Raw genomic sequence first — 19,805 nt, 5'->3', positions numbered from 1 at the left:
CGCTGAGTTCGGTATAAGACATAGGGGCAGCACCGTACCGGAAAGGTCAGGTGTTGCACTCAGTTTTTGCCGCCGCCGATATTTAGTCGCGCAGGCCCCACGCACTGCAGGATTTTGCAGTCGACTCATCCTCGATCCAATATGCGTTCTGACAGCAGCGTTCCAGCGGCTATTGGAATACACATGAAAGCCTCGAATAGCGAGATCCCCAAAGATATCGTGCAAATGACCTCTATTGATCATCCGTGCATTTCCACCCGGGACAAACATCGCCAGCTCTCGATCATTTTCCGGAAATGGGTTGTTCAGTTCAGTACCATGGTTTACGACCGGATGTTTTCCGCAGCGGGAGTTGATCACACGAATCAAATTCTCCTGAAATCTTGAAAGAACACCCAAGAGGCCTTGATCTGTCACATTAGCGACCGACGCACTGCTGAAGCCGGGCGCTGTATGGTGGGGGCAAATTGCAAAAATGTCATAATCCGCGGTCACCGCAATGACGGCACCCTCATGTTTGTAACCAATGACCATGACAGGCATTTTTTTACCCGCAGGATAGTAATAAACATGGCACCGGCCATCCGCACTTCGCTCACATTCAAAGCGCATCTGCTTTACATTTTTGCGGCTGCTGGCCTGGAATGATCCTCCCATGCCGGCATGGGTAAATAATCCCTTTTTCACGAGTTCTTCGATTCGCGTATACGGGATTATCAACTCAGTCTGACCCACCCCATCTGTGCGCAAAGCGTGTCGCACAGCTTCACGATTCTTAGCTACCTTATCGGGCCCTTCATCGACCACCTTGCTGAGTTCTGAATCGACGCAGATAAAGCCAGACATAGGTCCCCAGTTCGAGCTTTTAGCATGAATATCCAGTTTTTTCGTGCTGTAACCCTCGGCAATCAAACTTGTCGAGTCCTGATTTACGGGACGAACAAAAATGAACGTTGAATATTCACGCGCGAGCGATTGAAAGACATTAATATGGTCACGCGTCATACCACAATCAATTTCTGTAAGCATACTTACCTCTTCGAGCATTAATCGTGCCTAGAAAGCATCTAGAATAAAACCAGCCTATTCTTAACTCATGGATCCCCCTTGAACGACGTCATTTGAAGTTGATATCCCCGCCTGACAGGCACACGTATCCCGCAACCCATAGCCGTTTCCGCGTTACACACAGATTCGGCAGGGCAAATAACGTGACCTGCTACGCGGCGCTTTTTCAGGCTGCGAAAATCAAAGTACCTATCCGCAAACTTATGTTTAATCACCCGAAGGGGTGCACAACATTGGCCCGCACGTGAAGCGGGATCTACTTCTGTGTTTCCAACAGGCATTCAACGTTGCGGATCGTGGTGTCTTCAGACATCCGATCAAGGCAATAAAAGAGCATCTTTTTGGCCGGGACAGCCACCAAAGTAATGCATGAGCCAGGCTTAAAGAAAAACACCTGACATAATCAAAGAGAACCCTTTCTTCGCATGCGAAGACTCAGAGCATCTGTAATACCTCACCTCTGATGCAAAGTTTTCCAGGTAGCGGAAAGCCATTATTCGACATTGATCCGAGCTTATCTGTAGGAAAATTCTCAGACGAGAGCGGATTTACCGTCAGAACCACCTGTTTTTGAGTGGGACAGTTGGATCCATGCATGTAAGAGATATCCCATCCTGAACAGGGTTTACAGATTCATGCTCATGGGCATTTCGCGCCACGCTTTTTACAAGCACAACCGGGTCTTTGATTCGAGGGCACGCCAGGATCGAGAGGTGATGAAGGCACTGCAGATGGGGGATAAATCTGTGTTGATCTATAACGGGGAGCGGCCCAACTGCCCCTGAAATAAAAAACGCCCGATGCAATGCATCGAGCGTTTTGTGGAAACAGGTGTAAACCTGTATTCAAGAGCAAATGAGGTGCCGTTCCTGCGCAGACTCAGTTCAATACCTCGACCAGATCCACATCGACATCACGCTTCATCAGGCCCTTGTCGACTTCGCCAGTCAGTTTGACCAGGGTCTTGTCGTTGAAGGCCACTGGCGGCAGGTCTTCGTCGTCGATTTCGACAATGATGTTGCCGGTAGCATCCTTGAACTCGTACTTCTCGTTCTTCAGCTTCTGGGTGATGTGACCTTGCAGCACGGCTGGGGTGTCGTCAGCCGCGTTGTGGGCCTCGGCAACCGTGGCCACCGATTGTGCGCCAGGGCCCGTGTAGCCAGCGGCCAGGGCAGCGGTGCTGAACAGGGGAGCGAGAAGCAGTGCGAGATAGCGGGTTTTCATAAGTGTGATCCAATCTTGGTTTCGATGGGACCAGCATAAGCAGGCACGCTGAATTCAAACTTAATGCAAAACGCCCGGCATTGGCCGGGCGCTTTTTATTCAACAGTGCTTACTGGTGGTACTGCGCCGACAACTCATGAACGGCGTTGATGAAGACACCAGCATGCTCAGGATCGACTTCCGGGGTGATGCCATGGCCGAGGTTGAACACGTGACCGGTGCCATGCCCGTAGCTGGCCAGGATACGCCCCACTTCAGCACGGATGGCTTCAGGCTTGGCGTAGAGTACGGTCGGGTCCATGTTGCCCTGCAGGGCAACCTTGGCGCCGACGCGCTGGCGGGCTTCGCCAATGTCGCAGGTCCAGTCCAGGCCAAGGGCGTCGGCGCCAGCATCCGCAATGCTTTCCAGCCACAGGCCGCCATTCTTGGTGAACAGGATGACCGGAACCTTGCGCCCTTCGTGCTCGCGGATCAGGCCACTGACGATCTTGCGCATGTAGGCCAGGGAGAACTCCTGGTAAGCCGCCGCCGACAGGTTGCCACCCCAGGTGTCGAAGATCTGCACGGCTTGCGCTCCGGCGAGGATCTGCCCGTTGAGGTACGAGGTTACAGACTGCGCCAACTTGTCCAGCAACAGGTGCATGGCCTGCGGGTTGTCGTAGAGCATGGCCTTGGTCTTGCGGAAGTCTTTCGACGAGCCGCCTTCGACCATGTAGGTGGCCAGGGTCCATGGGCTGCCGGAGAAGCCGATCAGCGGCACCCGGCCATTGAGCTCACGGCGAATGGTGCTGACCGCATCCATCACGTAGCCCAGGTCCTTCTGCGGATCGGGGATCGGCAAGGCTTCGATGTCAGCCAGGGTGCTGACGACCTTCTTGAAACGCGGGCCTTCGCCGGTTTCAAAGTACAGGCCCTGGCCCATGGCGTCGGGAATGGTGAGGATGTCGGAGAACAGGATCGCCGCGTCCAGCGGATAGCGGTCCAGCGGCTGCAGGGTGACCTCGCAGGCAAACTGCGGGTTCATGCACAGGCTCATGAAATCGCCGGCCTTGGCACGGCTGGCGCGGTACTCCGGCAGGTAACGGCCGGCCTGGCGCATCATCCATACAGGGGTAACGTCTACGGGTTGCTTGAGCAGGGCGCGCAGAAAACGATCGTTCTTCAAGGCAGTCATGTCGGCATCCGGAAAAAAAGTGGGGGCATTTTCTCAGACACCAACGTAAAAGGCACGGTATGAACCGTGCCTTTTGTCTATCGACCTGCACTAGGTCAATAGATTTTCCAAACTTCATCGCCGGACGAGCTCGCCCCACCACGGTCGCAGTGACGCTGACCCTGTGGGAGCGGGCTCGCCCCGCGATGCTTTTTCAGACGCCCAGGTAGTCCAGGATCCCTTCAGCGGCGTTGCGCCCTTCGAAGATCGCAGTCACCACCAGGTCAGACCCACGGACCATATCGCCACCGGCGAAGATCTTCGGGTTGCTGGTCTGGTGCTTGTACGCGCCCTGCTCCGGCGCCACCACACGGCCCTGGCTATCGGTCTGGATGCTGAACTGCTCGAACCATGGCGCGGGGCTTGGACGGAAGCCAAAGGCGATCACCACGGCGTCTGCCGGGATGATTTCCTCGGAGCCGGGAATCGGCTCAGGGCTGCGACGGCCACGGGCATCCGGCTCGCCGAGACGGGTCTCGACAACCTTCACGCCCTCAACCTTGTCTTCGCCCACAATGGCGATTGGCTGACGGTTGTAGAGGAATTTCACGCCCTCTTCCTTGGCGTTCTTCACCTCTTTGCGCGAGCCTGGCATGTTGGCTTCGTCACGACGATAGGCGCAGGTTACCGCCTTGGCACCCTGACGGATGGACGTGCGGTTGCAGTCCATCGCCGTGTCACCACCGCCCAGCACCACGACCTTCTTGCCTTTCATGTCGACGAAATCTTCCGGCGACTTTTCAAAGCCCAGGTTGCGGTTGACGTTGGCCACCAGGAAGTCCAGCGCATCATGCACACCCGGCAAGTCTTCACCAGGGAAACCGCCTTTCATGTAGGTGTAGGTACCCATGCCCATGAACACGGCATCGTACTCGGCCAGCAGCTGTTCCATGCTGATGTCCTTGCCCACTTCGGTGTTTAGGCGGAACTCGATGCCCATGCCGGTGAAGACTTCGCGACGATTGCTCAACACGGTCTTTTCCAGCTTGAACTCGGGGATACCGAAGGTCAGCAGACCGCCGATTTCCGGGTTCCGGTCGAACACCACCGGGGTTACCCCACCACGCACCAGCACGTCGGCACAGCCCAGGCCAGCCGGACCGGCACCGATGATCGCGACACGCTTGCCGGTCGGCTTGACCTTGGACATGTCCGGGCGCCAGCCCATGGCGAACGCGGTGTCGGTGATGTACTTCTCGACCGAACCGATGGTCACCGCACCAAAACCGTCGTTGAGGGTGCAGGCACCCTCGCACAGGCGGTCCTGCGGGCACACCCGGCCGCAGACTTCCGGCAGGGTGTTGGTCTGGTGCGACAGTTCCGCCGCCGCCAGGATGTTGCCCTCGGACACCAGTTTCAACCAGTTGGGAATGAAGTTGTGCACCGGGCACTTCCATTCGCAGTACGGGTTGCCACAGCCCAGGCAGCGGTGGGCCTGTTCGGCCGACTGCTGGGGTTTGAAGGGTTCGTAGATCTCCACGAACTCTTTCTTGCGTTGACGCAGCAGTTTCTTCTTCGGATCCTTGCGCCCGACCTCGATGAACTGGAAGTCATTACTCAGACGTTCAGCCATGTTTAAACCTCATCAAACTCTTCAGGCGCATATCACTGCGGGTTGGCACGGGTGCTGGACAGCAGGTTCTTCAGGCTCGCAGCCTTCGGCTTGACCAGCCAGAAGCGGCGCACGTAGTCGTCCAGGTTCTCCCAGAGCTCACGTCCCCACTCGCTACCCGTCTCTTCGACATACTCGCCGAGCACGCGCTGCAAGTGGCTGCGGTACGCTTCCATCGCTTCGCCGGTGATCCGCTGGATTTCCACCAGTTCGTGGTTGACCTTGTCAACGAAGCTGTTGTCCTGGTCGAGCACGTAGGCGAAACCACCGGTCATACCAGAACCGAAGTTGTAGCCGGTCTTGCCCAGTACGCAAACGAAACCGCCAGTCATGTATTCGCAGCAGTGGTCGCCAGTACCCTCCACAACCGTGTGGGCGCCGGAGTTACGCACAGCAAAACGCTCGCCGGCAGTACCCGCAGCAAACAGCTTGCCGCCAGTGGCACCATACAGGCAGGTGTTGCCGATGATCGCGCTGTGCTGCGTAGCAAACGGGCTGCCCGCTGGCGGTACGATCACCAGCTTGCCGCCAGTCATGCCTTTGCCGACATAGTCGTTGGCGTCGCCTTCCAGATACATGTTCAGGCCACCTGCGTTCCAGACGCCGAAGCTCTGGCCTGCGGTACCCTTGAAGCGGAAGGTGACAGGCGCCTTGGCCATGCCCTGGTTGCCGTGCAGACGGGCGATCTCGCCGGAAATCCGCGCGCCGATCGAACGGTCGCAGTTGCAGATGTCCAGGTTGAATTCGGCGCCCGCCAGATCCTTGATCGCTGGCAGGGCCATCTCGACCATCTTCTCGGCCAGCACACCCTTGTCGAACGGTGGGTTGCGGTCAACTTGGCAGAACTGCGGCTTGTCAGCCGGCACATGCTCACTGCCCAGCAGCGGGCTGAGGTCCAGGTGCTGCTGCTTGGCAGTTTCGCCCGGGAGCATTTCCAGCAGATCGGTGCGCCCGATCAGCTCACCGAGGCTACGCACGCCCAGTTTGGCCAGCCACTCACGGGTTTCTTCGGCGACGTAGGTGAAGAAGTTCACCACCATGTCGACGGTACCGATGTAGTGGTCCTTGCGCAGTTTGTCGTTCTGGGTCGCTACACCAGTGGCGCAGTTGTTCAGGTGACAGATACGCAGGTATTTGCAGCCAAGGGCGATCATTGGCGCCGTACCGAAGCCAAAGCTTTCAGCACCCAGGATGGCTGCCTTGATCACGTCCAGGCCGGTCTTCAGGCCGCCGTCGGTCTGCACGCGAACCTTGCCACGCAAATCGTTGCCGCGCAGGGTCTGGTGAGTCTCGGCCAAGCCCAGTTCCCACGGGGCACCGGCGTACTTGATCGAGGTCAGTGGCGAAGCACCAGTACCACCGTCGTAACCGGAGATGGTGATCAGGTCGGCATAGGCCTTGGCCACGCCAGCGGCGATGGTACCGACGCCCGCTTCTGCCACCAGTTTCACCGAAACCAGCGCCTGCGGGTTGACCTGCTTGAGGTCGAAAATCAGCTGCGACAAGTCTTCGATGGAATAGATGTCGTGGTGCGGCGGCGGCGAGATCAGGGTTACGCCAGGTACGGCATAACGCAGCTTGGCGATCAGGCCGTTGACCTTGCCACCTGGCAGTTGCCCACCCTCACCCGGCTTGGCGCCCTGGGCCACCTTGATCTGCAACACTTCAGCGTTGACCAGGTATTCCGGCGTCACGCCGAAACGGCCTGTGGCCACCTGCTTGATCTTGGAGCTCTTGATGGTGCCATAGCGGGCTGGGTCTTCACCGCCCTCACCGGAGTTGGAACGCGCACCCAGGCGGTTCATGGCTTCAGCCAGCGCTTCGTGCGCCTCTGGCGACAGGGCGCCAAGCGAGATACCAGCAGAGTCGAAACGCTTGAGGATCGCTTCCAGTGGCTCGACTTCGTCCAGCGCCAGGGCCTGGTCTGCGACCTTGACCTTCAGCAGGTCGCGGATCATCGACACCGGACGCTTGTCGACCAGCGCGGTGTATTCCTTGAATTTGGCATAGTCGCCCTGCTGCACAGCGGCTTGCAGGGTGTTGACCACATCCGGGTTGTAGGCGTGGTATTCGCCACCGTGAACGAACTTGAGCAAACCGCCTTGCTGGATGGGCTTGCGCGGGCTCCAGGCTTCGGCAGCGAGCAGCTTCTGCTCGTTCTCGATATCAACGAAACGTGCGCCTTTCAGGCGGCTGGCAACGCCACGGAAACTCAGCGCGACCACTTCATCCGACAGGCCAACGGCCTCGAACAACTGGGCGCCGCGGTAAGAAGCAATGGTGGAGATACCCATCTTCGACAGGATCTTCAGCAGGCCCTTGGAGATGCCTTTACGGTAGTACTTGAAGACCTCATCCAGGTCACCCAGCACTTCCCCGGTGCGGATCAGGTCGGCCAGCACTTCGTACGCCAGGTACGGGTACACAGCAGAAGCGCCGAAACCGATCAGTACCGCAAAGTGATGCGGGTCACGCGCGGTCGCGGTTTCCACCAGGATGTTACTGTCGCAGCGCAGGCCTTGCTCGGTCAGGCGGTGGTGTACGGCACCGACAGCCAGCGATGCATGCACCGGCAGCTTGCCCGGGGCAATATGGCGGTCGCTCAACACCAGTTGAGTCTTGCCACTGCGCACCGCTTCTTCAGCCTGATCGGCAATGTTGCGGACCGCTGCCTCAAGGCCGAGGCTTTCCTCATAGTTGAGGTCGATCAACTGACGCTCGAAACCTGGACGATCCAGGCTCATCAGCGAACGCCACTTGGCGGGCGAAATCACTGGGGAGCTGAGGATCACCCGCGAGGCATGCTCAGGCGATTCCTGGAAGATGTTGCGCTCGGCACCGAGGCAGATTTCCAGGGACATGACGATCGCTTCGCGCAGCGGGTCGATCGGCGGGTTGGTGACCTGGGCAAACTGCTGACGGAAGTAGTCGTACGTCGAACGCACGCGCTGCGACAACACTGCCATCGGCGTGTCGTCACCCATCGAGCCCACAGCTTCCTGGCCTTGCTCACCGAGCGGACGCAGCACTTGGTCACGTTCCTCGAAGGTGACCTGGAACATCTTCATGTACTGCTTGAGCTGGTCAGCATCGTAGCTGGCCACGCCCTGGTCATCGCTCAGGGTTGCCTGGATACGCAGGGCGTTCTGGCGCAGCCAGCGCTTGTACGGGTGACGCGACTTCAGCCGGTTGTCGATGGCGTCGGTGTCGAGGATCTGCCCGGTTTCAGTGTCCACGGCGAAGATCTGGCCCGGGCCGACACGGCCCTTGGCGATCACATCTTCAGGCTTGTAGTCCCACACGCCGATTTCCGACGCCAAGGTGATGTAGCCGTTCTTGGTGGTGACCCAACGGGCTGGACGCAGGCCGTTACGGTCGAGCAGGCATACGGCGTGGCGACCTTCGGTCATGACCACACCGGCTGGGCCATCCCATGGCTCCATATGCATGGAGTTGTACTCATAGAACGCACGCAGGTCAGCGTCCATGGTCTCGACGTTCTGCCACGCTGGCGGAATGATCATCCGCACGCCACGGAACAGGTCGATACCGCCGGTGACCATCAACTCCAGCATGTTGTCCATGCTCGAAGAGTCGGAACCGACGCGGTTGACCAGCGGGCCGAGCTCTTCCAGATCAGGAATCAGTTCGTTGGCGAACTTGGTCCGACGCGCCTGGGCCCAGTTGCGGTTACCCGTAATGGTGTTGATCTCGCCGTTGTGGGCGAGGAAGCGGAATGGCTGAGCCAGCGGCCATTTCGGCAGGGTGTTGGTGGAGAAGCGCTGGTGGAACACGCAGATCGCAGTCTGCAGGCGCTCGTCGCTGAGGTCCGGATAGAAGGCGGCAAGGTCTGCCGGCATCATCAGGCCCTTATAGATGATCGTCTTGTGCGAGAAGCTGCAGATGTAGTGGTCGGTATCGGCAGCGTTGGCCACCGACGAGCGCCGACGCGCACTGAACAGCTTGATGGCGAATTCCTGATCGCTCAGGCCTTCACCGCCGATGAACACCTGCTCGATTTGCGGCAGGCGCTCCAAGGCCAGACGGCCCAGAACGCTGGTATCGATCGGCACCTTGCGCCAGCCCAGCAATTGCAGGCCCGCGGCAAGGATTTCCTTGTCCATGTTGGCGCGTGCCGCCTGCGCCTTGGCATCATCCTGATTGAAGAAGACCATGCCCACGGCGTACTGCTTGGGCAGGTCGCTGCCGAACTGCTCGCGAGCGACGGCTCGCAGGAACTGATCGGGCTTCTGCATCAGCAGACCGCAGCCGTCACCGGTCTTGCCGTCGGCGTTGATCCCACCACGGTGGGTCATGCAGGTCAGGGCCTCGATGGCCGTTTGCAAAAGGTGGTGGCTGGGTTCGCCCGTCATATGGGCGATCAGGCCAAAACCACAGTTATCCTTGAATTCTTCGGGATGGTACAGACCTGTTTTCATAGACACTTTCTCACCAGGTTCGCCTCTCACCAAGGCAAATCTCTTTTTAGTACAACCACTTACCATCCACGCCGAACGAACGCCAGCTTTGCGGGGGCAAAAGGGCAGTCATTGTTGCACAGCGACAAGGTAGCCCACAAATTTGGCGACGAAATCGCGCAAATCCATGTCGCATTTTTGAATGTTTTATAAGCACTGCCGTGATATCGGCTTCGCTTGAGTCTGAAGCGTTTCAGCCTGGACTGCAATGGCTTTTGGCCGTCAGTCTGGGACAGAAAAGCCTGCCGCGCATGGCGCAGCAGGCTTGACCGAAATTCAGGAGACGCTCAGCAGGTGGCGGGGGTGGTGCCACCGAGCTATTTCAGCGGGTCGCTGCCAGCTCTTGTTGGACGCTGGCAACACTACGAGGCCAAGGTTTACCAGCCTGGACCTTGGCTGGCAAGGCCTTGATTGCAGCAAGTGCGGCATCACGGCTGGCAAAGTTGCCGTAGGTAACGACGAACAGCGGCTTGCCCTGCAGGTTTTTCTTGAAGTAGCGATAGTCGCCACCCTGAGAATTGACATAGGCCTGGGCCGTTGCCTCAGAGCTGGTACCGAGGATCTGGACCACATAGTTGCTCGGCTTTTGCCCGGCGTACCAGTTACCACCGGCGGCGGCCTTCGCGACTGGTTTCTCCGCCGGCTTTTCTACCGGTTTCGGCGCCGGCTTGGCTGCGGCGACCTGCACAGGGGCAGGCGCAGGCTTCACTGCAGGTGCAGGCGCAACCGGCTTGCTGGCAGCGGCGACCGGGGCTTGCTGAGCGTGTGCAGCCGGTTGCACCTGAGTAGACGCTACCGGTTGGGCAGGTGTCGGTGCAGGGCCAGCGGGAACACCAGCAGGGGGGGCGATGGTCGTCACAGTAGGCGGCTGCAATGCAGTTTCGCCAGCAGGCGTACTTTCATCACCGTCCCCCATGCCCGCCGCTTCAGCCAGCGGACCACGCATCACCGGTTGAGACTGCCCCACCAGTGGCAATGGCATAGGCTGCGAGGAGCCAGCAAATTCGATGGCCGGGCCACCATTGTTGGACTGGGCAGTGCTTGGCTGCCCCTGGCCCAATGGCAGCTGTGCCTGCTCTGCAGGCGCTCCGGCAGGCGCCTGGTCGCCCTTCTTGGGCATCAACACCGCCGCTGCAACGGCGACCACTACCACAGCAGACAACGCCAGTACGTGCTTCTTAGGCATTTTGAACCCCATTGATGGTCGCTTCGCCGTCGTGCGGCTGGCAATCATGGCTTCGATCAAGGCATCCCGGGCAACCTGGTTGATTACGCCAGGCCAACCCTCCGAATGCTCGTGAATATCGGCGATCTGCTCACTGGTCAGCACATTGAGGCCACTTCCGGCACCTTCCAGGCGTTGCTCCAGGTACTCCCGGGTTTCATCCTCGCTGTAAGGCTGCAGCTCAATGATGTGGAAGCGCTCCTGCTCGGCATTCAGCGCATCCAGCCCGGCGATCAGTGACGGCTCACCGAACAGGAACACGTGCGGACGCCCCTCAGGAGTGCCCGCAGCCAGTTCCAGCAAGGCTTGGAGTGCCGACTCGTCGAGTTGTTCCGCATCATCGACCAGCAAATAGACTTCCTGCCCGGTCAGTGCCAACTGCACCACCTGAGCGAGAATCTCTGGAACCTCGGCCTTGGCCAGGTTCAACGACTGGGCGACTTGCCCCAGCACACTGGCGGCATCGCTGGCCCCACGTGCCGAGACCACAATGCTCTGTACGGACTGTTTGTTGGTACTGGCGACCAGGGCTTGGCGCAGCAAGGTCTTGCCGCTGCCCAGTGGCCCGGTGACCACCAGCAATAGTTGACTGTAACGCGCCAGGTGATGGAGCTGGCCCAACACCGGCTTGCGCTGGGCCGGGAAGAATTTGAAACCAGGCACCCGCGCAGCGAAGGGGTCGTGGCTCAACTGGTAATGGCCGAGAAAGGCCTCGTCGGCATGCAAACTAGTCATCGAACTCTTATCAACCTCAAAGCTGGGCCACGATCGCGCGGTAATCCGCGTCCAGCGTGGCCTGAAGAATCTCTCTTGGATAGTCGTCGGTAACCACGGCCTCACCCAACTGGCGCAACAGCACCAGCCGCAGGCGACCGTCGAGTACCTTTTTGTCGACTGCCATATGCTCCATGAAATGCGCCGGGGTCATTTCCTGTGGAGGCACCACCGGCAGGCCTGCGCGTTGAAACAGGCGGATGGCCCGATCTCGGGCCTGCTGACTGATCCAGCCCAGACGCATGGACATTTCCAGCGCCATGACTGTGCCAGCGGCAACGGCTTCGCCGTGCAACCAGACACCATAGCCCATGTGAGTCTCGATCGCATGACCGAAGGTATGTCCCAGGTTCAGCGTGGCGCGCACGCCGGACTCACGCTCATCAGCGCCGACCACGGCGGCCTTGGCCGCGCAGGAGCGCTGAATGGCAACGGTAAGCGCGGCTTGATCAAGCCGGCGCAGGGCATCGACATTCGCTTCCAGCCAGCCCAGGAACGGCTCATCGCAGATCAGGCCGTACTTGATGACTTCCGCCAGGCCTGCCGACAGTTCGCGGGCCGGCAGTGTATTCAGGCTGGTGGTATCGATCAGCACTGCATTGGGCTGATAGAACGCACCGACCATGTTCTTGCCCAACGGATGGTTGATACCGGTCTTGCCGCCCACCGAGGAGTCGACCTGCGACAGGAGCGTGGTCGGCACCTGGATGAAATCCACGCCACGCTGGTAGCACGCCGCCGCAAAACCGGCCATATCGCCGATCACACCGCCGCCAAGGGCGATAATGGTGGTCCGACGATCATGACGCGCGGTCAGCAGGGCATCGAAAATCAGCTGCAGGGTTTCCCAGTTCTTGAAGGCTTCGCCATCCGGCAATACCACTGGCAGCACTGAAAAAGCGCCCAATGTACGGGTCAGGCGCTCCAGATAAAGGGGGGCAACGGTCTCGTTGGAAACGATGGCAACCTGCCGACCCGCTATGTGCGGCGCCAGCAACTCGGGCTGATCCAGCAAGCCCTCACCAATGTAGATCGGATAGCTACGTTCACCCAACTCGACCTTAAGTGTCTGCATGTTTCCCCACAATGAACTAGGGCGCGGGAGCAATAGCGCGGCCCGCGCAGTAACGAGGTGCCCTGTCACGGCATGACTGGCCGCCGAGGATAGCCTAACGGGGCGGCAACTTCTCCAGGCGCTCGAGAATATCCAGCACCACCATGCGCGGCGGCCGTTCGTCGGTTTCGACGACCAGATCGGCGATCTCCCGGTACAGCGGATCGCGCAGCTCCAGCAAGGCACGCAAGGTCGCAGCAGGATCGGCGGTACGCAACAACGGTCGATTGCGGTCACGCGCGGTGCGCCCGACTTGCTGTTCAACCGAGGCATGCAGGTAAACCACTCGCCCACCGGCATGCAATGCCCGACGATTGGCTTCACGCATCACGGCACCACCGCCGGTTGCAAGCACAACGCCATCGGCCTCGCACAGCTCGGCGATCATCGCCTGCTCACGATCACGAAATCCCGGCTCGCCTTCCTTGTCGAAGATCCATGGGATATTGGCGCCCGTACGCAGCTCGATTTCCTTATCGGAATCCTTGAACGGCAGACGCAGCTCTTTGGCAAGCAGACGGCCAATGGTGCTTTTGCCAGCACCCATCGGCCCAACAAGTATCAAATTTCGCACAGAATCAACGACTCACAGCAATCGCCTGGTCACTCATGATACGCGGAGTCAGGAAGACCAGCAGCTCAGATTTTTTTTCTTGTACGACATCGCGCTTAAACAGCCGCCCAACATACGGCACATCGCCCAAAAATGGCACCTTATCCACCACTTTACTTTGCACCGTCGAATACACCCCGCCAATCACGATGGTCTCCCCATCACCCACCTGAACCTTGGCGTTGACCTCATTCTTCCGTATCGGCGGCACCTGAGCCTGGGCATTGAGGTAATCAGGCTCATCCTTGGTCACCTTGACGGCCATCACCACACGGTTGTCTGCCATGATCTGCGGCGTCACTTCAAGTGACAGGGACGCCTCGCGAAAGGTGATCGAGGTGGTGCCATTGGCGCCCGACTCCTGATAAGGCACCTCGGTCCCCTTGAGGATCCGTGCAGTTTCTCGGTCAGCAGTCACCACCTTGGGCTGCGAGATGATCTCCCCGTTACCGGATTTTTCCATCGCAGTGAGCTCAAGGTCCAGCAATTGGCTGTCACGAACCAGCCCCAAGCCGATGCCCGAGCTCGCCCGTTCCGCCCCAAGGTCGACAAAAGGCCGCCCCACCTCACCCGGCCCGTAGAGCGCCACGCCAGCACCCAGGCTCAACTCGCCACCCCAGCGAATGCCAAAGCTTTTCTCGTAGTCGACATTGGCCTCAACGATCCTTGCCTCGATCAGCACCTGACGCACAGGCACGTCCAGTTGCGCGACGAGCTGGCGCAACGCGTCAAGGCGCGCCGAAGTCTGGTTCGCGAGAATCGTGTTGGTGCGTTCATCAATCACGATCGCACCGCGCTCAGCGCCTGCTGCATCCCCTGTGAACAAGCCCAGGTAGAGCTCAGCGATATCTGCCGCCCTGGCATGCGTGACCTGCAACACCTCACGCTGCAATGTCGCCAGACCCGCCAATTCTTCCAGCGGTGCCACCATCAGCACATTACCGTCCAGGCGCCTGCCAAGCCCCTTGCTGCGTAACACCAGGTCCAACGCGTGATCCCAAGGCACGTCCTGCAAGCGCAGGGTGACAGTGCCCTGCACCGCGTCGCTGGTGACCAGATTCAGCTCGGTGAAATCGGCCAGCACCTGCAACACCGAACGCACCTCGACATCCTGAAAGTTCAGCGACAATGGCTCTCCAACATAAAGGCCTGTCGATACAGCCGCGCGCAGATCTGTGTCTGCCATGACTAAAAACAACACCCCAAACACCCAACACCGCTTGCTCATCCATGACCTCCAGTGTCAGCGACCGTCTCCTCGGTCTGCCTGCTTCAACACAAGGGTTCGGGGCCGCTCAAGCCAGCCCCTGCCCTCAATGAACACTTGCTCGACAAGCTCCACTTGATGCTCGCTGATGGCCACGACGCGTCCGTGATCAGGCCCCAAGCGATCCTCCAACTGAATACGGTGTATCGAACCCGCCCCTCTCAGCAGAGCCACTCTCCCCTGCCGGCCGCGCAGGCTGCCGACCATTTCAAACTGCTCAAGCGCAAGCCGCTCAAGCAGCGTGCGCGACTCAAGTGGCTCAACGGCAGCAAACGGATCATGTGGCAGTGGCGCTGAAGCGTCGACGATCACCGGCAACAGGGCAGGCTCCAGCGCCTGAGACTGATCACCAGCACGATAGGTACTGGCAAGCAGGCGCAGCTGCAGTTGCCCCGGTGCCTTCGCCTCCGCCGGGGCCAGTTGCAACGACGTCAAGGTGACGATACGGGACAGCCCGGCCAGACCGGCGAGCAAGGCCGTCAGTTGTGGATAAGCGCCTATGGCGTTCAATTCCAGCGGCTGTTCGACAAAATAGGCATGAGGCACCTCATCAAGCAGCTTGAACTGCTCGACCCAAAGCCCGTCGCCCAGCCGCGCGACATCCTCCAGCAACCGTGCAGCATCGCCCTGCTGCAACCGCTGCCTTGCAGACTCAAGACGGTGCTGCAAGGCATCGATCTGCTGGTGATAGCCCTCCGACAGCGCGGCCTGCACCGACTTTTCGGCAATTTCGCCCCTGAGCGCTGCCTCTCGGCCCATGGAGCGCTCAAGATCCAGCAGCCCATCACGTACCTGAACCCCGTAGCCTAACCCTGTCACGGCAGCCAAGGAGGCTGCCAGCAGCGCGGCCTTCGCCCGCCAGGACCAACTGCCCAGCACGCCCCACTCCAAACCGGCAAGCATTGCCAGCCGGCTCATGGCGCAGGCTCCGAATCAGCCAACTGCACGCCCACCAGCAGTTGAAAAGCCACCCCCGTTCCGCTCGACTGCACATCCTGCAGCTCAGGCCTCTGCAAGCCCGGTACGGTGCCAAGGTTACGCAGGAAGCGGGCAACCGCTGCACTTGAAGGGGCCAACCCCGAGACGTTCAACTGCGCAGCCTCAAAGAGCAATCCGGTAAGCTGTACACCCTGCGGCACGGCGTAAACCAAACGCTCAAGCACGTCGAATCCCTGGCACTCCTGCAACACCTCAACGTCCTGTAACTGCTCCAGCAAGGCATCACGTTGCTCTGCCAGATCCGACAGGCGGGCGATCAACTCATCAAGCTGCTCACTGTCTTGTTGCAACCCGGCATTGCGCGCCTCCTGTCCGCTTAGCCGCCGTTCGACCGCACGATCCACCAGGTACACACCTGCGCCCCCCAGCACGAGCGTTGCAACCAGCATTACCTGCAACTGCTTACCCCGTGCCTGGCGCCTGGCCTCGCGCCACGGCAGCAGGTTGACCCGCCGCATCAGTCAAAGCTCCTGCGCGCAAGGCCGCTGGCAATCGCCAGGCAAGGCGCCGCTGCACGCAATGCGCCATCCCGCAGACCAAGCATGCCGTCAAAGGGGTCAAGCACCGAGCAGGCAATACCCAACCTCGGCTGCAACTGCTCGGCAAGCGCCGCAATGGCACCAGTACCCGCCAACAGCAACTGCTCCGGCATTGATCCGCGGCCACGCTCCAGGCTATCCAGCAACCAGTGGTCGAGCGCACGCACAATGGACTCCAACTGCAGGGCCGCATCCCCGCCCCGTAATTCGTCCCGACGGTGTTCACCGGCCTCGCGCAGGCGATGAAAGACAAGATGGTCTGTCTCGACCACTAGCACCGCAGACACCTCACCTGACGCCCGACAGGCAACCCGCCGCAAGGCATGGCTGTCGATATCGACAACCTGTGGGCACAGGCCAGCCAGCGCCAGGACCTCCTCGATCACCTCCAGCGCATCCCAGCGGCATACCGCCACCGCCACATCGAGCGCGCCCGGCGCCTGCGCATTGACACCCATCACTTGAAAGTCGATGGCTGCGTCATCGAGCGGGTAAGGGATGCTGCCTGCAAGCTCGTCAGACAAACGGTCAGCCATTTCGGCCTCACCGAGCCCACGCGGCAACGTCACCTCACAACACATGACCGCCGATGCCGGCAGCGACAGTGCGGCATCAACCGCTGTAGCGCCACTGCGCCTGAATGCCTGGGCCAACGCCGCTGCGATCACATCAAGCGCCACCATGCGCCCATCGATCACCGCCCCAGCAGCCAGTGGCTCAATCGCCCAGGCGCGCACTGCGCAACCGCCCCCACGACGCTCCAGTTGCACTAGGCGTACGGCAGTAGCGACAATTTCAATACCCAAAAGTGAACCGGCATCCTTGCCGAAACGTCCAAACATTGGCTTTCCCTATTTTTATAGTCACCATCCACCGCGCAGCGCTTGCGCCAGCGGCAATCGAGCACCTTGACAAGAGCTCGCATAACGCGCCGAGGTGAAATTTGCTTATAATGCCCAGCGTTTTTTGACGTCTGCCGGGCCTGTGCTCAACTCACTCCTCTACCTGGACACCCCAAAGCCTTGATACGCCTGCTGAAGTTCTTCTGGTGGTCTTTCGTCGCAGTCATTTGTGCGCTCGTACTCGGTCTGAGCGGCGCGTTTCTGTATCTTAGCCCCAGCTTGCCCTCGGTAGAGGCCCTCAGAAGCATCCAGTTGCAGATCCCCCTGCGGGTCTACAGCAGTGACGGCAAGCTCATCGCCGAGTTTGGCGAAATGCGTCGTTCACCCATCCGTTTTGCCGACATTCCGCCGCATTTCATCCAGGCATTGCTGGCTGCCGAAGACGACAACTTCGCCAATCACTACGGGGTCGACCCGAGCAGCCTGATGCGCGCTGCAACACAATTGATCAAGTCGGGCCACATCCAGAGTGGCGGCAGCACCATCACCATGCAGGTGGCGAAGAACTTCTTCCTGAGCAGCGAGCGCAGCTTCTCGCGCAAGACCAACGAAATTCTCCTGGCCCTGCAGATCGAGCGCGAACTGACCAAAGATGAAATCCTTGAGCTGTACGTGAACAAGATCTACCTGGGTAACCGCGCCTACGGCATTGAAGCCGCAGCCCAGGTTTACTACGGCAAATCGATTCGTGACGTAAGCCTGGCGCAAATGGCGATGATCGCCGGCCTGCCCAAGGCGCCCTCGCGCTTCAACCCGCTGGCCAATCCGGTACGCGCCAAAGAGCGCCGCGACTGGATCCTCGGCCGTATGTACAAGCTTGGCAAAATCGACGAAGCCAGCTACCTGAGCGCGTTGGCTGAGCCGATCAACGCCAGCTACCACGTACCGACCCCCGAAGTGAACGCGCCCTACATCGCCGAGATGGCCCGCGCCGAGATGGTTGGCCGCTACGGCAGCGACGCCTACACAGAAGGTTTCCGGGTGACGGTTACCGTCCCTAGCGACCTCCAGGAAATGGCCAACAATGCCGTACTGGAAGGGCTGCTCGCCTATGACCAACGTCACGGCTACCGCGGACCGGAATCGCGCCTGCCCGGTAAAACCCGAGCGGCATGGCTGCAGGAACTGAACAAGCAACGACCACTGGGAGGCCTGGAGCCGGCCATCGTGACCCAGGTTGACAAGAGCGGCCTGCATGTCCTGACCCGCACCGGTGAAGAGCTTCCGGTTGCCTGGGACAGCATGAAATGGGCCCGCCCATTCCTCAGCACCAACAGCCAGGGCCGCAGCCCACAACAACCTGCAGATGTTGCCCAGATCGGCGACCTGATCCGGGTGCAACGCCTGAGCAGCGGCATCCTGAAGTTCAGCCAGGTACCCACAGCGCAGAGCGCACTGGTCTCGCTCGACCCCCACAGCGGCGCTATCCGCGCACTGGTCGGCGGGTTCTCCTTCGAGCAGAGCAACTACAACCGCGCCATGCAAGCCAAGCGTCAGCCAGGCTCAAGCTTCAAGCCATTCATCTACAGTGCTGCACTGGATAACGGCTACACCGCCGCCAGCCTGGTCAACGATGCCCCTATCGTGTTTGTCGACGAGTACCTGGACAAGGTCTGGCGCCCGAAGAACGACACCAACACCTTCCTTGGCCCGATCCGCCTGCGTGAGGCACTGTACAAGTCGCGCAACATGGTTTCGATCCGCCTGCTGCAGAGCATGGGCGTCGACACCACGATCGACTACATCACCAAGTTTGGCTTCAACAAACAGGACCTGCCACGCAACCTGTCGCTGGCCCTGGGCACGGCAACCCTGACCCCGATGGAGATCGCCACCGGCTGGAGCACCTTTGCCAACGGCGGCTACAAGATCGCCCCGTACCTGATCGAGCGCATCGAGAGCCGTAACGGCGAAACACTGTTCACTGCCAACCCGGCGCGCGTGCCGCAAGGTAATGAAGACCAGAACGGCATTGCCGCCCCCGAAGCCGGGCCAATCAGCGTCGATACCGCCAACCCTACGACCATGGTGCAAGCGCCAGTGATCGCGCCACGTATAATCGATGGCCGCACCGCGTACATCCTTACCAGCATGCTGGAAGACGTGATCAAGCGTGGCACCGGGCGCAGGGCGATGGTTCTGGGGCGAACCGACCTAGCCGGCAAGACAGGCACCACCAACGAAGCCAAGGATGCCTGGTTCTCTGGCTACAACGCCGACTACACCACCACGGTGTGGACGGGCTTCGACCAGCCCGAGACCCTCGGCCATCGCGAGTATGGCGGCACGGTAGCCCTGCCGATCTGGATCAACTTCATGGGCGCAGCGCTGAAGGACAAACCTGCGCACAGCCTGGCAGAGCCGGAGGGCATCCTCAGCCTGCGAATTGACCCGGCCAGTGGTCGTGCAGCGACACCTAGCACGCCAAACGCCTACTTTGAACTGTTCAAGGCTGAAGACTCACCGCCGTCAGTCAACGAACTGGGCAACAGCAATCTGCCGGGGAGCCCGCTGCCCGCAGATGAAGCGGCTCCGATCGACCTGTTCTGACGCCATAGCAACCGTACTCCTACACCGCAGGAGTACGGCTCTTGCAGGCGACGGCGTCATCGTTGGGGTACAAGCCCTATCGCGGCGCCTGCATCGCAGGCAAGCCTGATCCTACAGAGATGCACTGTTCTGCGCGGATTCCTGTGGGAGTTGGCTTGCCAACGATGCAGGCGCCGCGGCCTCGCTGGCACCGCGCCGATGCCAGCGCAGGCAAGCCTGCCCCTACA

12 protein-coding genes and 1 pseudogene are annotated in these 19,805 nt (G+C 59.9%); 1 reads left to right on the top strand and 12 read right to left on the bottom strand.

What is annotated here, in order from left to right:
• From CYD26_RS17855 to pilM, 12 genes and pseudogenes are all read right to left on the bottom strand, one after another.
• A partial coding sequence (locus tag CYD26_RS17855; protein WP_218197061.1) for a CyaA/EF/ExoY family adenylyl cyclase toxin occupies positions 1 to 1,029 on the bottom strand: 1,029 nt, incomplete at its 3' end.
• Between the two features lie 918 nt (positions 1,030 to 1,947).
• Positions 1,948 to 2,292, bottom strand: a complete 345-nt coding sequence (locus CYD26_RS17850; protein WP_099773342.1) for a YgiW/YdeI family stress tolerance OB fold protein — start codon at positions 2,290 to 2,292, stop codon at positions 1,948 to 1,950.
• Positions 2,293 to 2,401: 109 nt separating this feature from the next.
• Positions 2,402 to 3,466, bottom strand: coding sequence for a uroporphyrinogen decarboxylase (gene hemE / locus CYD26_RS17845; RefSeq protein WP_102053224.1), 1,065 nt, complete (start codon positions 3,464 to 3,466; stop codon positions 2,402 to 2,404).
• Positions 3,467 to 3,659: 193 nt separating this feature from the next.
• Entirely contained in the window at positions 3,660 to 5,078 is a 1,419-nt protein-coding gene (locus CYD26_RS17840) for an FAD-dependent oxidoreductase (protein ID WP_099773340.1), read from the bottom strand.
• A 32-nt stretch (positions 5,079 to 5,110) separates the two neighbouring features.
• Positions 5,111 to 9,556, bottom strand: coding sequence for a glutamate synthase large subunit (gene gltB, locus CYD26_RS17835; protein WP_065758212.1), 4,446 nt, complete (start codon positions 9,554 to 9,556; stop codon positions 5,111 to 5,113).
• A gap of 361 nt (positions 9,557 to 9,917) precedes the next feature.
• Entirely contained in the window at positions 9,918 to 11,555 is a 1,638-nt protein-coding gene (locus tag CYD26_RS17825; RefSeq protein ID WP_102053223.1) for an AAA family ATPase, read from the bottom strand.
• Between the two features lie 16 nt (positions 11,556 to 11,571).
• On the bottom strand, positions 11,572 to 12,669 hold the full coding sequence (gene aroB / locus CYD26_RS17820; RefSeq protein ID WP_065758210.1) for a 3-dehydroquinate synthase: 1,098 nt from the start codon (positions 12,667 to 12,669) through the stop codon (positions 11,572 to 11,574).
• A 94-nt stretch (positions 12,670 to 12,763) separates the two neighbouring features.
• A complete protein-coding gene (gene aroK, locus CYD26_RS17815) occupies positions 12,764 to 13,282 on the bottom strand; it encodes a shikimate kinase AroK (protein ID WP_065758209.1) in 519 nt (172 codons plus the stop codon).
• A 4-nt stretch (positions 13,283 to 13,286) separates the two neighbouring features.
• Positions 13,287 to 14,465 (bottom strand): annotated as a pseudogene (locus tag CYD26_RS17810) (type IV pilus secretin PilQ); the annotation flags it as partial.
• A 99-nt stretch (positions 14,466 to 14,564) separates the two neighbouring features.
• Positions 14,565 to 15,506 carry a pilus assembly protein PilP gene (locus CYD26_RS17805; RefSeq protein ID WP_102053221.1) on the bottom strand — a complete coding sequence of 314 codons (942 nt, stop codon included), beginning with the start codon at positions 15,504 to 15,506 and terminating at the stop codon, positions 14,565 to 14,567.
• Positions 15,503 to 16,045 (bottom strand): PilN domain-containing protein, encoded by a 543-nt coding sequence (locus tag CYD26_RS17800; RefSeq protein ID WP_102053220.1) that lies wholly within the window; start codon positions 16,043 to 16,045, stop codon positions 15,503 to 15,505. Before CYD26_RS17800 ends, CYD26_RS17805 begins: the two co-directional genes overlap by 4 nt.
• Positions 16,045 to 16,968 carry a type IV pilus biogenesis protein PilM gene (gene pilM / locus CYD26_RS17795; RefSeq protein ID WP_102053219.1) on the bottom strand — a complete coding sequence of 308 codons (924 nt, stop codon included), beginning with the start codon at positions 16,966 to 16,968 and terminating at the stop codon, positions 16,045 to 16,047. The genes CYD26_RS17800 and pilM overlap by 1 nt, the downstream gene beginning before the upstream one ends.
• Positions 16,969 to 17,151: 183 nt before the next feature.
• Between pilM and CYD26_RS17790 the strand changes: the two genes are divergently transcribed.
• Positions 17,152 to 19,578: a penicillin-binding protein 1A gene (locus CYD26_RS17790; protein WP_176717395.1), complete on the top strand. Its 2,427-nt coding sequence runs from the start codon at positions 17,152 to 17,154 to the stop codon at positions 19,576 to 19,578.
• Positions 19,579 to 19,805: the final 227 nt, after the last annotated feature.

It is taken from the genome of Pseudomonas sp. FFUP_PS_473, from assembly GCF_002858665.1.
Lineage (GTDB): Bacteria > Pseudomonadota > Gammaproteobacteria > Pseudomonadales > Pseudomonadaceae > Aquipseudomonas > Aquipseudomonas defluvii.
This window is presented reverse-complemented; position numbering and strand designations above follow the sequence as displayed.

What these genes read in the sequence shown, in the direction of transcription:
- CYD26_RS17850 (WP_099773342.1), bottom strand. Translation starts at nt 2,292, where the DNA reads ATGAAAACCCGCTATCTCGCACTGCTTCTCGCTCCCCTGTTCAGCACC.
- hemE (WP_102053224.1), bottom strand. Translation starts at nt 3,466, where the DNA reads ATGACTGCCTTGAAGAACGATCGTTTTCTGCGCGCCCTGCTCAAGCAA.
- CYD26_RS17840 (WP_099773340.1), bottom strand. Translation starts at nt 5,078, where the DNA reads ATGGCTGAACGTCTGAGTAATGACTTCCAGTTCATCGAGGTCGGGCGC.
- gltB (WP_065758212.1), bottom strand. Translation starts at nt 9,556, where the DNA reads ATGAAAACAGGTCTGTACCATCCCGAAGAATTCAAGGATAACTGTGGT.
- CYD26_RS17825 (WP_102053223.1), bottom strand. Translation starts at nt 11,555, where the DNA reads ATGACTAGTTTGCATGCCGACGAGGCCTTTCTCGGCCATTACCAGTTG.
- aroB (WP_065758210.1), bottom strand. Translation starts at nt 12,669, where the DNA reads ATGCAGACACTTAAGGTCGAGTTGGGTGAACGTAGCTATCCGATCTAC.
- CYD26_RS17805 (WP_102053221.1), bottom strand. Translation starts at nt 15,506, where the DNA reads ATGAGCCGGCTGGCAATGCTTGCCGGTTTGGAGTGGGGCGTGCTGGGC.
- CYD26_RS17800 (WP_102053220.1), bottom strand. Translation starts at nt 16,045, where the DNA reads ATGCGGCGGGTCAACCTGCTGCCGTGGCGCGAGGCCAGGCGCCAGGCA.
- pilM (WP_102053219.1), bottom strand. Translation starts at nt 16,968, where the DNA reads ATGTTTGGACGTTTCGGCAAGGATGCCGGTTCACTTTTGGGTATTGAA.